At 46.7% G+C, this 13,561-nt stretch carries 11 protein-coding genes; 6 read left to right on the top strand and 5 right to left on the bottom strand.

The features are described from left to right. Window positions 1-163: 163 nt before the first annotated feature. The 5 genes from B3F51_RS12395 (at window position 164) to B3F51_RS12375 (ending at window position 7,802) form a co-directional block, all read left to right on the top strand. The gene (locus tag B3F51_RS12395) at window positions 164-1,762 is read left to right on the top strand and encodes a hypothetical protein (protein WP_286947387.1); all 1,599 of its coding nucleotides are present in this window, start codon (window positions 164-166) and stop codon (window positions 1,760-1,762) included. After that, the gene (locus B3F51_RS12390) at window positions 1,759-3,366 is read left to right on the top strand and encodes a DUF2334 domain-containing protein (protein ID WP_286947385.1); all 1,608 of its coding nucleotides are present in this window, start codon (window positions 1,759-1,761) and stop codon (window positions 3,364-3,366) included. Before B3F51_RS12395 ends, B3F51_RS12390 begins: the two co-directional genes overlap by 4 nt. Next, window positions 3,363-4,619: a glycosyltransferase family 2 protein gene (locus B3F51_RS12385; protein WP_286947383.1), complete on the top strand. Its 1,257-nt coding sequence runs from the start codon at window positions 3,363-3,365 to the stop codon at window positions 4,617-4,619. Before B3F51_RS12390 ends, B3F51_RS12385 begins: the two co-directional genes overlap by 4 nt. Before the next feature lie 211 nt (window positions 4,620-4,830). After that, the gene (locus tag B3F51_RS12380; protein ID WP_286947381.1) at window positions 4,831-6,942 is read left to right on the top strand and encodes a cellulose biosynthesis cyclic di-GMP-binding regulatory protein BcsB; all 2,112 of its coding nucleotides are present in this window, start codon (window positions 4,831-4,833) and stop codon (window positions 6,940-6,942) included. Then, the gene (locus B3F51_RS12375) at window positions 6,939-7,802 is read left to right on the top strand and encodes a GGDEF domain-containing protein (protein ID WP_286947379.1); all 864 of its coding nucleotides are present in this window, start codon (window positions 6,939-6,941) and stop codon (window positions 7,800-7,802) included. The genes B3F51_RS12380 and B3F51_RS12375 overlap by 4 nt, the downstream gene beginning before the upstream one ends. Before the next feature lie 59 nt (window positions 7,803-7,861). Here B3F51_RS12375 and wecB read toward each other — a convergent pair whose 3' ends face one another. From wecB to coaBC, 5 genes are read right to left on the bottom strand one after another with little or no spacing between them, the layout of a single operon-like run. Further along, window positions 7,862-8,983: a non-hydrolyzing UDP-N-acetylglucosamine 2-epimerase gene (gene wecB / locus B3F51_RS12370; protein WP_286947377.1), complete on the bottom strand. Its 1,122-nt coding sequence runs from the start codon at window positions 8,981-8,983 to the stop codon at window positions 7,862-7,864. Between the two features lie 40 nt (window positions 8,984-9,023). Next, window positions 9,024-10,181, bottom strand: a complete 1,158-nt coding sequence (locus B3F51_RS12365; protein ID WP_228882875.1) for a hypothetical protein — start codon at window positions 10,179-10,181, stop codon at window positions 9,024-9,026. Next, window positions 10,165-10,644: a threonine/serine exporter family protein gene (locus tag B3F51_RS12360; protein WP_228882877.1), complete on the bottom strand. Its 480-nt coding sequence runs from the start codon at window positions 10,642-10,644 to the stop codon at window positions 10,165-10,167. The genes B3F51_RS12365 and B3F51_RS12360 overlap by 17 nt, the downstream gene beginning before the upstream one ends. Before the next feature lie 2 nt (window positions 10,645-10,646). Beyond that, window positions 10,647-11,411, bottom strand: coding sequence for a threonine/serine exporter family protein (locus B3F51_RS12355; protein ID WP_148638695.1), 765 nt, complete (start codon window positions 11,409-11,411; stop codon window positions 10,647-10,649). Then, window positions 11,411-12,610 carry a bifunctional phosphopantothenoylcysteine decarboxylase/phosphopantothenate--cysteine ligase CoaBC gene (gene coaBC, locus B3F51_RS12350; RefSeq protein WP_228882880.1) on the bottom strand — a complete coding sequence of 400 codons (1,200 nt, stop codon included), beginning with the start codon at window positions 12,608-12,610 and terminating at the stop codon, window positions 11,411-11,413. Before coaBC ends, B3F51_RS12355 begins: the two co-directional genes overlap by 1 nt. Before the next feature lie 224 nt (window positions 12,611-12,834). Between coaBC and B3F51_RS12345 the strand changes: the two genes are divergently transcribed. Next, complete coding sequence (locus tag B3F51_RS12345) at window positions 12,835-13,464, top strand: ECF transporter S component (RefSeq protein WP_286947374.1); 630 nt, start codon at window positions 12,835-12,837, stop codon at window positions 13,462-13,464. Window positions 13,465-13,561: the final 97 nt, after the last annotated feature.

Here is a 13,561-nt window from a genome sequence, read left to right as displayed (position 1 = left end):
ATCATGTAATTATTGAATTACATCTGATGGGATAAAAAAGTGATCTAAAAAGAATGACACAATTAATCTGGCGATAAATTATCACTAAACCAGGTTTTACTGGATACATGGATCGGACTACCTGCCAAGAATGGCATGCTTAATGATTAAGGGGAAATGTAGCATGAAGAAAGAGCCAGACGTCAATACCCTTCATTTAGAAGAGCCACTAAAGCAAAACACGCCAAAGATTCGGGTAGGGCTTTTTAAGTATTTTACTAAGCCCTCGACCCTGGGAGTGCTTGTTTTATGTGGGTTGCTTTTCGCGGTTTTATTTTTGCCGCCGGTTATTGGAATGGGCGATGATGGTAGCACTGCGGCGATTATAACAGGCAGTGACCTTTATAATTTGGGAGAACTGACCCCGAAAGAAGCGATGGCTTATTTTCAAAAAAATTGGGGCATCATGGAATATTACAACGATTCTGACAATGGCCAGATTACTTCACAGACACCTTTTCTCAATGCCGCCAGAAATCTGGATCGGGCTTATACCTGGGATGGGCTGTTCGATATGCGTTTTTACGGTGCTGTGATCGCGATTTTTTATTTGATCGCAATGTATTTTTTATTTGAAACGGTCACTTATGGCAAACGGGCCAGGTGGTCCTATGTCATTGTTGGGTTGGGAGTAATCATCTTTGGCGATACTGCCTACACCGCCTGGATTAATTCATTTTACCCCCAGGCCCTCAGTTTTTTTCTGGTGATGATTCTGGGAACGTCGCTGATTCTGATGGGCCAGGAAAAGCTGAATGATTATCTCTTAATCGGCTGCTTTTTTTTAAGTGGATTGCTGCTTTGTCTCTTGAATCAGCAATATGCTCTACTGGGATTGTTTCTGGGAATTCTGGGGATCAGTCTTAAATATGTCAGTGCCGATAAATATTATATCCGCATCTGTGTTGTTGGTGGCAGCCTTTTGATGCTGTGTTCACTGACAGCTTTTTTTGTAATGCCCAATGGACTGACAAATCTTAGTGCCTACCACAGTATGACCCGGGGGGTATTGATGACGGCTGAAAACCCGGAGCAGGCCCTGAAAGAATTTTCAATCAATCCCCAATATGCAGTGCTCACCGGCACCTCATATTATCAGGCGATCGCTCCGGAAACCATGGACAGTCAGGAAATGGAGACGGCTTTTTTCAGTAAGGTGAATCCCACTGGCGTGGCCGTTTATTATCTGGCCAATCCCGGTCAATTGTATGAAATGCTTAATCGTTCGGTGGACAGCAGTTTTAATATCCGGCCAGCCTGGCTGGGAAATTATGAAATAACCCAGGGTTATGCCCCCGGTGCCCAAACCAGTTTTTTTACCCTCTGGAGTTTTCTTAAAGCCAATTACCTACCAGGAAATTTCGGTTTTATTATCATCTGGATGGGGGTGATTATTGGTGTCTATGTCCGCTTTTTTAGGAAAGGCATCATTGAAAAAAATGAGCGCAATACCCTGCGCTTTGTCGGCCTGATGACCTGGCTGTTTATCGGACTCTGGGAATTATATGTGGCCATTATCACTTCGGGCGATGCGGATACACTGGGGCATTTATTCATATTTTCGCTGACCTTTGATCTGATTTCATTTATTATTTTGGGTAAGTTCATTCATTGGATTGAAAAACAATTACGTAAGGTGGATTGGGAGGCCCGAAAACAGGCGTTTTTAAATCGCAACAAGAATAAGCAAAAACAGCGGGAACAGCGGGGATATCGATTATGAAACGGCGCATAATGAGCTTTATCATCGTATTTTTAATAATTTTGCCGATGTCACTGATCGCAGCCACTGAAGTTGTCAACCAGGAAGCTATCGTCAACAGTCCCCAGGATGTGCTGTTGATCTATGATCAGTTGGCGGCGGACACGGTTTACCGCAACAATCTCAGTGCGGTGGAAACCCTACTGAGTTCGCTGTCGCAAACGGCAGAAATCGTGTCGATGGACGATTACCCTGGCGGGCGGCTGTTGGCTTATCAAAAAGTGATTGTCCTGAAAAATACCCAAAATGCCATAAATAACCCGGCCCTTATTGCGGATTGTCAGAACTATTCCGGAGCAATGGTTTATATTGGTTTTGCAGCACCGGAATTGGTTCCCGGGCTGGCGGGTTTTCCCGTCAATCGTCAGCTGGGCCGAACCGTTTCGGTGAACCTCAATGGCTTGGCCATCAACAGCATCTGGATCGATGAGTTGCAGGTGATTGATGCCACACCGGATTCTGGCGAAGTCACCATCGGAGTTGGAACAGCAAGCTATCCGTTTGCCAAAACCAGCGGCCAGCTGACCTATGTTCCGACCTTTATCGGCCAGCCGGGGTTTACCCTGGGGTTGGGAGAACTGCTGCAAGACTGGTTTGGGCGCATTAACTCAGTCCATATGACCCTGTTAATCCCGGATCTCTATCCTTTTTCGGATCTGAACATGGTGATTGAAACAGCTGATGCTTTTTACGCCAATGGCATCCCCTTTTCGCTGGGGGTGGTACCGTTAGATGATAATATCGATTATCCGGCGATGGCCCGATTTTATCAGGTGCTCCGCTATGTACAGTCAAGAAATGGAACCATCCTGATTCACCGCCCCAGTCCTGCGACGGTGTCCGATAGCAGCACGGTGCTATCGGAAAAAATGTATACGGTTATTGCGAAGATGGTGGAAAATGGGGTGTATCCATTGGGACTGGTAACTGACGAAAGTTTGTTTTTTGATGCGGTCGATGTGGTTAATCCTCTCAATTTATTTTCATCAGGGATAATTATGCCGGATACCAGCATCGCTGCGCCGGGGCCAAAAGCAAGCTGGGCCCTGAATTCAGCCAGTATGGCAGTGACACTTGAAACCGCAATAAATAGCAGTAGTCAGAATCGTAATTTTGGTAATTACCCCATAAATACCACCATTGTCATGGCGCTGCCAGAAAATGAGGAGGCGCTGACTGCACAGCTGAATATCATCAATCAAAAATGGCTTTCACTGACGAACTATCAGCAGCTGGACAATCAGTGGACCATCGGACAGAATACCGTCGTCAGTGGCCCGGCAGGGATTTGGGTCAATGGCCTTCCGGTTTCGCTGGTATATGACGAGGAACCCATCAGTGATGATTACGCATACCAGAAACCGCCGGAATACAGCCTGGAAAAAATATTTACTGCAGGCAACGCCTTTTTACTGACAGTGGTGGGGATTATTATCGTGGTTTTTATCATCATTGTGGTTTTCAGCCGTCGGGTCTATCTCAACAAATTTCGAAAAGTGGTGGATCAGGAGCAGGACAATCAGTCGGTTAAAGAAAATGATAAAAAGGAGGGCAACACCCCATGAACGTATTTGATTATATAATGGTGATCAATATCTTTTTAATCTGGAGTCTCCTGTTTGTCAACATTGTCCTGATTGTGGCCGGATATGTTTACTATCTCAAGGTGGAACAGCAGAAACCGCCAGAAATATCCGGGGAGTACCCCTTTGTTTCGATTATGGTACAAGCCCATAATGAAGGGGTGGTGATCGTCAAAACGGTGGCAGCACTGTTGGCCTTTGATTATCCCGAGGATCGCTACGAGATTATTGTGATCAATGACAACTCATCCGACAACAGTGCCGAGCTGCTCAAAGAAATCCAGGACGATAACCCCGGTCGCAATCTGGTTGTTATCAACACTGATAATATTACCGGTGGCAAGGGCAAATCCAATGCCCTGAATATCGGCTATCAGCAGGCTAAAGGCGAGTTTATCGCCATTTATGATGCCGACAATACTCCGGAACACAAGGCTCTGAGATATCTTGCCGCTGAACTTAAGGCCGACGATTCGCTGGGGGCTGTGATTGGAAAATTCCGCACCCGGAATAAGGAGGTCAATCTGCTGACCCGCTTTATCAATATTGAAACCCTCTCTTTTCAGTGGATGGCCCAGGCCGGGCGGTGGCAGCTGATGAAGCTGTGCACCATTCCGGGAACCAATTTCATTCTGCGCCGAACCATCATCGAGGCGATCGGTGGATGGGACGAAAAGGCGGTGGCAGAAGACACCGAAATCAGCTTCCGGATCTATCTAATGGGCTATAAAATTAAATTCCAGCCCAAGGCGGTGACCTGGGAACAGGAACCCCAAACCCTGGGGGTTTGGTTTAGACAGCGAACCCGTTGGGTCAAGGGCAATGTTTATGTGCTGATAAAAAATATTGGTTATCTGGTTGATAAGGAGGCCAGAAAAATCCGCTTTGATATTTTTTATTTCCTATCCACTTACTTTTTGCTTTTAACGGCGCTGGTGGTGTCGGATATTATCTTTTTTATGAATATGGCCGGGTTGGTTTCCACTTCCATCCAGGGATTTAGCAACCTGCTCTGGTTTACTGCCTTCGTGATGTTTGTTTTGGGGGTATTTATTGCCCTGACCACGGAGAAAGGCGAGATGACGGTTGCCAATTTCTTTATCATCGCCCTGATGTATTTTACCTATTGTCAGATGTGGATCATCGTAACGGTGTATGGGGTCTATCAGTATTTTAAAGACCGGATTAAAAAGCAGGACAGCAAATGGTATAAAACCGAGCGCTTCCAGGGCTGAAATAAAAATCAATGGATAAGTGATTGCGAAGGTAGCATGAGCTTTGGATCCAGTTTCGCACGAAACAATTTTTACACTGTACGGCGGACAGTTCGATGAACTGTTCGCCTACACGTTACAAAATTGTTTGTGGAAACTGCACCCAAAGCAATTCTTGTTCGATGTTTTTAGTTTCGCAAATGCCTAAATTCATGACATAAAGGAGGAGAAAATGAAACGATCGACGATTACAATAGTTTTGCTGGTTTTGTTGCTGGGGCTATTGATTGAGCCGGCCAGTGCGGCCAACTATGGTGGGGTGCCCCAGTCTGATCTACGGACCGAACCCCAGACCTTTGTCACCAGTTTTTCGGATCAATCGATGAAGGGTTTGTTTTCGACCGCCGAACAAACCTTCTGGATTGCCAAAGACTGGGACGTGGAAACCGTCCTTTTGCATCTGGAATACCGGGCCACTCAATTGGCAGACACCCAGTTATCCAGTCTGACGGTGGCCATTAATGGGACATATTTTTATTCATTACGACCGGCTGATAATTCCGGCAACCGGCATGGCATTGATATTTATGTACCGCTGGAGTTGCTCCAGCAAGGTTACAATAATATCCGGATTGATGGCTATATGCGAACCCAGAATGCCCTGCCCTGTGTGGATGATGTCAGCGAAGCCAACTGGTTGGATATATTCAAGGAATCAACCGTTTCGGTACGATTTGATAAAAACGCTTTTACCACCAGTATTGCCTCCTTCTATAATCGTTTTTTTGAGGTGGATGCTTTGCGCTATGGAGAATCAGCCTTTATCATTTCGGATTCAGATAGTCCGGCAGAGCTGAATGCGGCGCTCCTGGGCGTCTCCGGGATCTCCAATCAGACGATTTATCCAGACGGCTATTTTCCGATTTTGACACTCAGTGATCCTGCCGGGAATCTTTCCCGGAACCGGATCATCATTGCCCGGTATGACCAGTTACCGGAAAACTACCGGAACCAGGCTGACCTGAACGGTATCGATGATGAGAATGCTGTGCTGGTTTTGCTTAATGAAGGGTCAGGAATTAATACCCTGATCATTACTGCCAAAAACGACGTGGCCCTGATCAATGCCGGTCGGATGTTGGGAAACCCGGCCTTGATGAACCAGTTGCAGGCGCCGGTAAAATTGCTGGGAAAAAGCGAAGATATTAAAACCGAAGTCTATGAAGCGGAAACCTATATCAGTTTTGCTGGTTCAGAAGGAAGCTATTACAATGGTCCGTTTCATCAGGTTAAGGAGTTTACCATCAATTACCCGGCCAATCGAAGCCTGACCAATGCCAGTGAATTTTACCTGAATTACCGCTATTCAGAAAATCTCGACTTTGACCGGTCGCTGATGACGGTATCTATCAATGATGTTCCCGTCGGCAGCCGAAAGCTCTCTCAGAGTAAGGCGGGAGGGGACGAGGCCACCATCCCGATTCCCATCGACATTGATATTGGCGGTTCCTTCCAGGTGAAGGTAACCTTTGATCTGGAAATAAAAGATCTGTGGTGCAGCTTGCGGCAGGGGGACATGCCCTGGGCCTACCTCACACCAAACACAATGTTAAAAATTAACTCAGTGACCAGTCAGGATCTGATTTTTGAAAACTATCCAGCCCCCTTTGTGACCGATTACAGTTATAACGCGGTCAGTTTGGTGGTGCCGGATCAGCTGAATGGTGAAACAGCCAACCTGCTGGCCAAAATGTTCCGGGTGATGGGACGCTATACCAGAGGAAATACCGGGGAGCTCACCGTTCTTTATCCGGAAGAAATGAATGAAGTGGCGCTTTATTCCAATATTATCGCAGTGGGAACCTACGAGAACAACAGTTTTATTAAGAGTAATAATGACAAACTATATTTTAAGTTCAGCGAAGATGGCACCACCTTCTTGTCCAATGAGAAACTGGTCATCGATCCGACTTACGGCAAAACCCTGGGGTCAGCGCAGTTGCTGACTTCACTATACAGCAAACCCGGTCGTGCCAGCCTGATGGTGGTGGCCCCGAATCAGACCGGTCTGGTGGCGATTGAAAATAATCTGGGCGAAATGAAAAACCTGGGGCGATTATCTGGGGATGCTGCGTTAGCCGATACCAATGGCAATGTCCAGAGTTATCGCTTTAAAGCGCCGAAAAATCCCACCATTGCGGTGGTACAGCAAATTTCGGTAAACCAGGAAGCCCAGATTTTTCTGCTGGTCAGCATTATGGTTATTATTCTGCTGGCAGCAGGTCTGATTATGGTGGTAAGGAAGAACGGCATTGAGCTTAAGAAGGGAGGTTGGCGAAAATGAAAAATCGCGATCATGTATTATCTGATCTGGGGATTGTATTTTTTCTGGTACTGACCTTCGTCACCATTACCTTTACCGCCCAGGATGCTGACCATTATGTTCAAAACCTGGTAATGTTGAATGTGACCTTTCTGGTGATCTTAATTACTTATTTCAGCAATATCACCCTGGGTCTGGTGACCAACGGCGTGGTGATCTTTTTCTATATCTCCTATACGATTTTTCTGGTGCTGGTAAACGGTGAGCCGCTGACCGCCTCCTCCTATTTCTGGATTGTGCTGTTGCCCCTGTACACCTATGTCGTCAGCTTGATGACCAGCAGAAATCAGGCACTACAGAATCGGGTTAATGAACTTGAAGATGAAAATGTCAGCTTATCGACGGTGGATCCGGACACCGGCCTGCGAAACTTTCGGACCCTGGTCAGCGATGCCAAAATTTTTATTGGGATGTCAAAGCGGGGACAGATCGAGTTATCCCTGATGATGATCAAATTTCGGCACTATAAAGAGATCAAACGAATTTTGGGTGAAGAACGGCTGCCGTTGTTTATCCGTCAGATGACTGAGGTTTTGCATCGCAGTCTCCGGGCAGAGGATACCTTGTACCTGATTGAAAAAGAGGATATCACCTTTGGTCTGTTTTTGATTACCGATACCGCCGGAACCAGAATTGTTGAAAAGCGGATCAGAGATCATATGAAAACCGAAGAGTTTTATACCATTACGGCTCCCTACGAGGTAGAAATTGATTTAAAAATCGGGGTCTTTCATTGTGATAATTGTAAGAATGGCGAGATGGTTTCGCCGCTGGAATTTATTGAAAAGGCCCGAAAAGAAATGGAATACGATGTCGGCTAAGGGGAAAACCCGGAGATTGCAAAAGACCAGTTATTGCGTCACAATAGCTGGTCTTTTTATTATTTATTAAAATAAGCCGCAATGGCCTGACAGATGCGCAAGGCGGCCTTGCCGTCGCCATAGGGGTTGACAGCCTGGGCCATGGTCTGGTAAGCCAGAGGGTCATCCAGCAGATGCTGGGTGATCCGGATGATATTGGCTTTCTCGACCCCGCCCATGACAACGGTTCCGGCGGCGACGGCTTCCGGGCGTTCGGTTTCCTTACGCAGTACCACCACTGGTTTGCCCAGGGCCGGAGCTTCCTCCTGAATGCCGCCGGAATCGGTGAGCACTAGATAAGCCCGGCCCATCAGGTTGGACATATCCCCGTAATCAAGTGGTTCAAGAATATGTACCCGGTCAAGATCTGCCAATAGTGGCAGTGCGGTTTTGGCAATTTGTGGATTGGGGTGCATTGGAAAGACGACTTCCACATCCGGATTATTCAGTACCAGTTCCCGGATGGCCGAAAAAATCTCTACCATCGGGGCACCGATATTTTCCCGGCGGTGGGAAGTCAATAAGATGACCCGGCGATTGTCATAGTCAATGGTATTAAGGATCGGGTTGGTAAACTGATAGTTGTCCTTGACGGTCATTAATAAGGCATCAATGACCGTATTCCCGGTAATGACGATCTGGTTTTCGGGAATGTCTTCGCAGATCAGATTATCCCGATTGCCGGGGGTCGGCGAAAAATGCAGATCCCCCAGCTGACTGATCAGGGTGCGGTTCATTTCCTCCGGGTAGGGGGAGTACTTATTTTTGGTTCGCAAACCAGCTTCGACATGGCCAATCGGGATTTGTTCATAAAAAGCCGACAGGGCAGCGGCAAAGGCCGTGGTGGTATCGCCATGAACCAGAATCATATCCGGGGATTCAGTCTCAAGAATTGGTTTCAGTTCATTGAGAATACTGGCCGTGAGATAACAAAGGGTTTGACCGGGCTTCATCAGATTCAAATCATAATCGGCGGTGATCGCAAAAAGTGCCAGCACCTGATCCAGCATTTCCCGGTGCTGGGCTGTCAGGGTGACCAGGGTCTGAAAACGGGGATCTTTTTTTAAGGCAATCACCAGAGGCGCCATTTTGATGGCCTCCGGCCGGGTTCCAAAAAGAAGCATGACTTTAATTTTTTTCATTTTACTCCCTCTCATCATGTTTGTCATATCGTCGAAGCGATCACTTGTTATAAACCAGACCCAGCAGAGCCTGGAGGTTGTCGTAGGAATAGGCGTTATTGTTGTAGCCGAAACCGCCGTATAAGGGACTGAGGGGATCGCTGTTCTGATGCTTTTTAAGCTGGCTCAGGGCGTTGCCGGTCAGGAATTCATTCCCCAGGGCAGCCCCGATCTGAGCAGCCAGGCCGTAGGCGGCTGATGACTCCTGAGTATCCAGGGTGGCCCCGGTTTGGGAATCATAATAGGAATAAAGGGTTCCGCTAGCGGTACGCTCTTCCAGCCAGTCGATGGACTGCTGCGAATAAATCCCGACATGAGCCAGATTTAGCATCACCATCAGGCTATCCAGAATGTTTATTTTTCCATCAGCATCGGTATATATTCTTTTAGAGGGATCATAGCTTTTATGGTAAAGTGGCAAGCTTTCACTAATAAAGCTACCCAGTAGAATCTCTTGGTTGGTGGTGACTGCCGAGGCCATTTCAGGCTTGGCCGTCGCCAGGGTTTGGATGGCCGAGAGATTGATATAGGCCAGCTCCACGGTTTTATCCTGAGTGGGGCTGGCATTGCTGTAATAATTAACCAGGTAGCCGGACTGAAATCCCTTTAGTGGTAATTGATTTTCCAGGGTTTTAAAAATTTCTGCGGCGGCATCATTATGAGGCCATTGGTTTTTGGCCAAGGCTAGGGTCTGGTAAATCCGCAGATCATCAATGGTGGCTGAGACGTCGGTGATCGGATCACTGTTTTCAACGATCCGCCACAATAAGATATCATCAACCATCAGATAATTTTTAATATAGTTGGCAGTGTCGTTAAATAGTTTTTGATCACCAGTTAAGCGGGCATATTCCAATAACAGTCCCATCGATTCAGAAAGTACTTCATGACCAGCTGATAAGTCCCCGGTTTGGGCAGTGCTCTGATAATTGGTGTAAATACCGCCATATGGTGAGGTCAGGTGATCGTCGATAAAGGCCCGACAATTAAGCGCTTCCCGGGAAAGCGGGTCGACTGGAATCAGCGGTTCCGAAACAAGGGTGGTGTAATTAGCCAATTTAGTATTATCCTCGGTGTGGGGCAGAAAATTTCCCCAAAGCAAAACAATCAAGCCGGTCAGGACAACAAAGACAAACAATCGTTTAAGCGTTTTTGCCATGTTTTAGCTTCTTTCCTATTTTTGAAGAACTGCGCAGCATCACTTTACGAACCAGGTTGACCGTTGAAGAAATCATAATGATCCCCACGGCCAGGGCACCCGAAATCAGCAGGGTGTGGACCCCGGTGGTGATGCCAAGATCCATTTCGCCGTTGATAAAATAGAGCATCGTATAGTAAATGCCACCACCGGGAACCAGTGGAATCAGGGCTACCGCCAAATAAATGGTGGTCGGCGATTTGGTCAACCGGGCCAGCACCTCAGCATAAAGGGAGATGGCAATGGTAGCCAGCAGATAGAGAATGACATCATTGCTGATGACCAGCTGAAAAACCACGTAAACCAGTTGGCCCAGCAGCCCTCCCAAAGCCGAAAGCAGCAGCTTGTTGCGGGGAATATTAAAGACGATGGCAAAGGCCAGGGAGGCTCCAAAGGCGTATAAACAGGGTGTGATATAATTCATTTTCAACCTCCCCAGAATGGTCGCAACAGACTTAGTGGAACTGCAACCCCGGCGGCAATGGCGGCGCCGATCAGCAGTGCTTCAATGCCTTTGGTCAGTCCGGAGAGATAGTCCCCGGCAATAATGTCCCGGATCGAATTGGTGATCGCCAGCCCGGGTACCAGGGTCATAATCGAACCGATAATAATGGTGTTCATATTGGTGGTCAGACCCAGTCCGGTGGCGGTTACCGCCACCGTGGAGGCGATGAGTCCACCAACAATATTGGTAAAAAAAACATTGGCTTCAAAGCGTCCCATAATATCCATTTGCAGTTTAATGCCAATACCAATCAAAAATCCGATTCCGCTATCGACCAGGCTGCCGCCAAAAAAAAGCGTGAACATCTGGGAAATAAAGGCAAAAGCCAGGACATGAAGATAATAAGGATAAGAAGGGATGGTGTCGATGCGCCGGATTTCTGCGATCAGGTCTTTGTAGTTGGTGGGTTCATAGCAGATCTGACGGGATAAATGATTAATTTCCGAGACCTTGGTCAAATCAATTTTACGGGTGTGAATTCGTTGGGTTCGGGTCAGGGGAACCTCCCCCTCCAGGGTAACCGAGAGTATGATGGTGGTGGGCACAACAAAAATTTCTGCTTCTTTGGCGCCCAGGGCAATACTGATCCGATGCATCGATTCCTCCACCCGGTAGGTTTCAGCACCATTGGAAAGAAGGATCACCCCCATTTCCATGGCCACATGACTGAGCTGGGTAATGGTCATTACAGTTCGTCCTGGATGGCATCAAGAATCCGGTGGGCAACCGCATCCTTGGACAAAAGTGGCAGGGCTTCGGTTTTTTCCAGGGTGATAATCGTCACCCGGTTGGTGGTGGTATTAAACCCGGCACCTTTTTCCTTTAAATTATTGGCCACCATCATATTCACATTTTTGAAATAAAGCTTTTCCTTGGTATTTTCAATCATATTTTCAGTTTCCATCGAAAAACCGCAGATAAATTGGTCGGGACGTTTCTTTTCACCAATAGTTTTTAAAATATCAATCGTCGGCGTCAGATGAATGACTGCCTTTCCATCGCGTTTTTTGATCTTTTCCGTGGCCACGTCGCTGGGTTTGAAATCAGCAACGGCAGCAGCCTTAATGACAATATCGGTGGTTTCAAAATGATCCATCACCTGGGAACACATGTCACTGGCGGAAACAACCGGAACAACATTGACAAAGGCCGGGGGTGTGATGGCGGTTTTGCCGGTGATCAAGGTCACATTGGCACCTCGCAGCATCGCCGCTTGGGCCAGGGCATAACCCATTTTTCCGCTGGAATGATTGGTGATGTAACGAACCGGATCGATGGCTTCACAGGTGGGACCGGCCGTGATTAAGATGTTTTTGCCTTTGAGATCATGAAAAAAGGCAATTTCCCGGAGAATGTGGTTGATCAGTAGTTCTTCATCGGGGAGTTTGCCAGCGCCGACATCTTTACAGGCCAGCATCCCGACCGCCGGATCGATGATCTGATAACCCAGTTTTTTAAGACTGTTCAGATTATTTTGAACAATCGGGTTTTCGTACATGGCGGTATTCATGGCTGGGGCAATCAGCTTGGGACAGTGACAAGCCATGATAGTTGTGGTGAGCATATCGTCAGCAATCCCGGCATTGATTTTTCCAATGACATTGGCTGAAGCGGGTGCCACCATAAAAAGATCGGCCCGTTTGGCCAGACTGATATGGGCCACATCATAACGGATATTGCGGTCAAAGGTGTCCACAATACACTTATTACCGGTTAAACTTTCAAAGACCAGGGGGGCGATAAATTCCTGGGCATTTTTGGTCATGATGACTTGAACATCGCAGCCCATTTTGGCCAGACTGCTGGCCACATTGGCCATTTTATAAGCGGCGATGCTTCCGGTAATACCCAGAACAACGGTTTTATTTTTTAATAGATTTTTCATCGGCTTTCCTTTTCCAACTGTTTTCATTAATTTTCATAATCATTATACCAAACCCGGGGGCCAGGAGTAAATATAAGTTTTTATTGTCTTCTGATAGTCGGTACTGGGTTAGTTTTTTAGTAAATCCAGGATCAAAGTAAATTTTTATTGAAAATAAATAAAAAAGACGTTAGAATAAAGGTGCATTGTATCCGGCGAGACTGGAACGATAGCAGGAGGTAAAAATGAAAAATATCAAGACCAACGATTTGGTCAAATTATCCTTTTTTGTGGCGATTATCGTCTTGTTGGCAGTTACACCGTTTCTTGGCTATATTCCGCTGGGATTCACCCGGGCTACCATCATTCATATCCCTGTCATTATTGGCAGCATTATGCTGGGGCCCTTTTATGGAGCTTTTCTGGGATTTGTTTTTGGACTGACCAGCCTGATCAACAATACCTTTAACCCGACAGTGACGTCCTTTGTGTTCACTCCCTTTTATTCGTTGGGAACCTATTCTGGTAACTTCTGGAGTCTGGTGATCTGTTTTGTTCCCAGAATTCTGGTTGGTGTGGTTCCTCATTATGTCTACACAGGCATGAAAAAGATAAAAAACAACGATGTCTTGGCGCTGGGCTTTGCCGGGGTAGCCGGATCGCTGACTAATACTCTACTGGTGATGAATTTTATTTATCTGTTTTTCGGACAGAGCTATGCTGAAGCCAAAAATGTGGCCGTGTCCACCTTATACGGTGTCATCCTTTCGGTTATTGCCATCAATGGTTTGCCGGAAGCGATTGTAGCGGGAATACTCACAGTCGCCATTTGTAAGGCGTTGTTGCGGTATACCGGAAAACCGGCGCTGCAATAAGTCTTGGTACATAAATTTTAAATTTGCAAAAAAACTGTTTTGGGTTTACTCCCCGGAGCAGTTTTTTTATTTAGTAAATCGGTTTTATTACTTTGCG

Origin of the sequence: Acetobacterium sp. UBA5834, from assembly GCF_002435675.1 — a bacterium.
Taxonomy (GTDB): Bacteria; Bacillota; Clostridia; order Eubacteriales; family Eubacteriaceae; genus Acetobacterium; species Acetobacterium wieringae.
Note: the sequence above shows the minus strand (reverse complement) of the source record. Positions and strands in the feature narration are given on the sequence as shown.

Excerpts from the sequence above, each read along its gene's own strand:
- B3F51_RS12395 (WP_286947387.1), top strand. The coding sequence starts at position 164 with ATGAAGAAAGAGCCAGACGTCAATACCCTTCATTTAGAAGAGCCACTA.
- B3F51_RS12390 (WP_286947385.1), top strand. The coding sequence starts at position 1,759 with ATGAAACGGCGCATAATGAGCTTTATCATCGTATTTTTAATAATTTTG.
- B3F51_RS12385 (WP_286947383.1), top strand. The coding sequence starts at position 3,363 with ATGAACGTATTTGATTATATAATGGTGATCAATATCTTTTTAATCTGG.
- B3F51_RS12380 (WP_286947381.1), top strand. The coding sequence starts at position 4,831 with ATGAAACGATCGACGATTACAATAGTTTTGCTGGTTTTGTTGCTGGGG.
- B3F51_RS12375 (WP_286947379.1), top strand. The coding sequence starts at position 6,939 with ATGAAAAATCGCGATCATGTATTATCTGATCTGGGGATTGTATTTTTT.
- wecB (WP_286947377.1), bottom strand. The coding sequence starts at position 8,983 with ATGAAAAAAATTAAAGTCATGCTTCTTTTTGGAACCCGGCCGGAGGCC.
- B3F51_RS12365 (WP_228882875.1), bottom strand. The coding sequence starts at position 10,181 with ATGGCAAAAACGCTTAAACGATTGTTTGTCTTTGTTGTCCTGACCGGC.
- B3F51_RS12360 (WP_228882877.1), bottom strand. The coding sequence starts at position 10,644 with ATGAATTATATCACACCCTGTTTATACGCCTTTGGAGCCTCCCTGGCC.
- B3F51_RS12355 (WP_148638695.1), bottom strand. The coding sequence starts at position 11,411 with ATGACCATTACCCAGCTCAGTCATGTGGCCATGGAAATGGGGGTGATC.
- coaBC (WP_228882880.1), bottom strand. The coding sequence starts at position 12,610 with ATGAAAAATCTATTAAAAAATAAAACCGTTGTTCTGGGTATTACCGGA.
- B3F51_RS12345 (WP_286947374.1), top strand. The coding sequence starts at position 12,835 with ATGAAAAATATCAAGACCAACGATTTGGTCAAATTATCCTTTTTTGTG.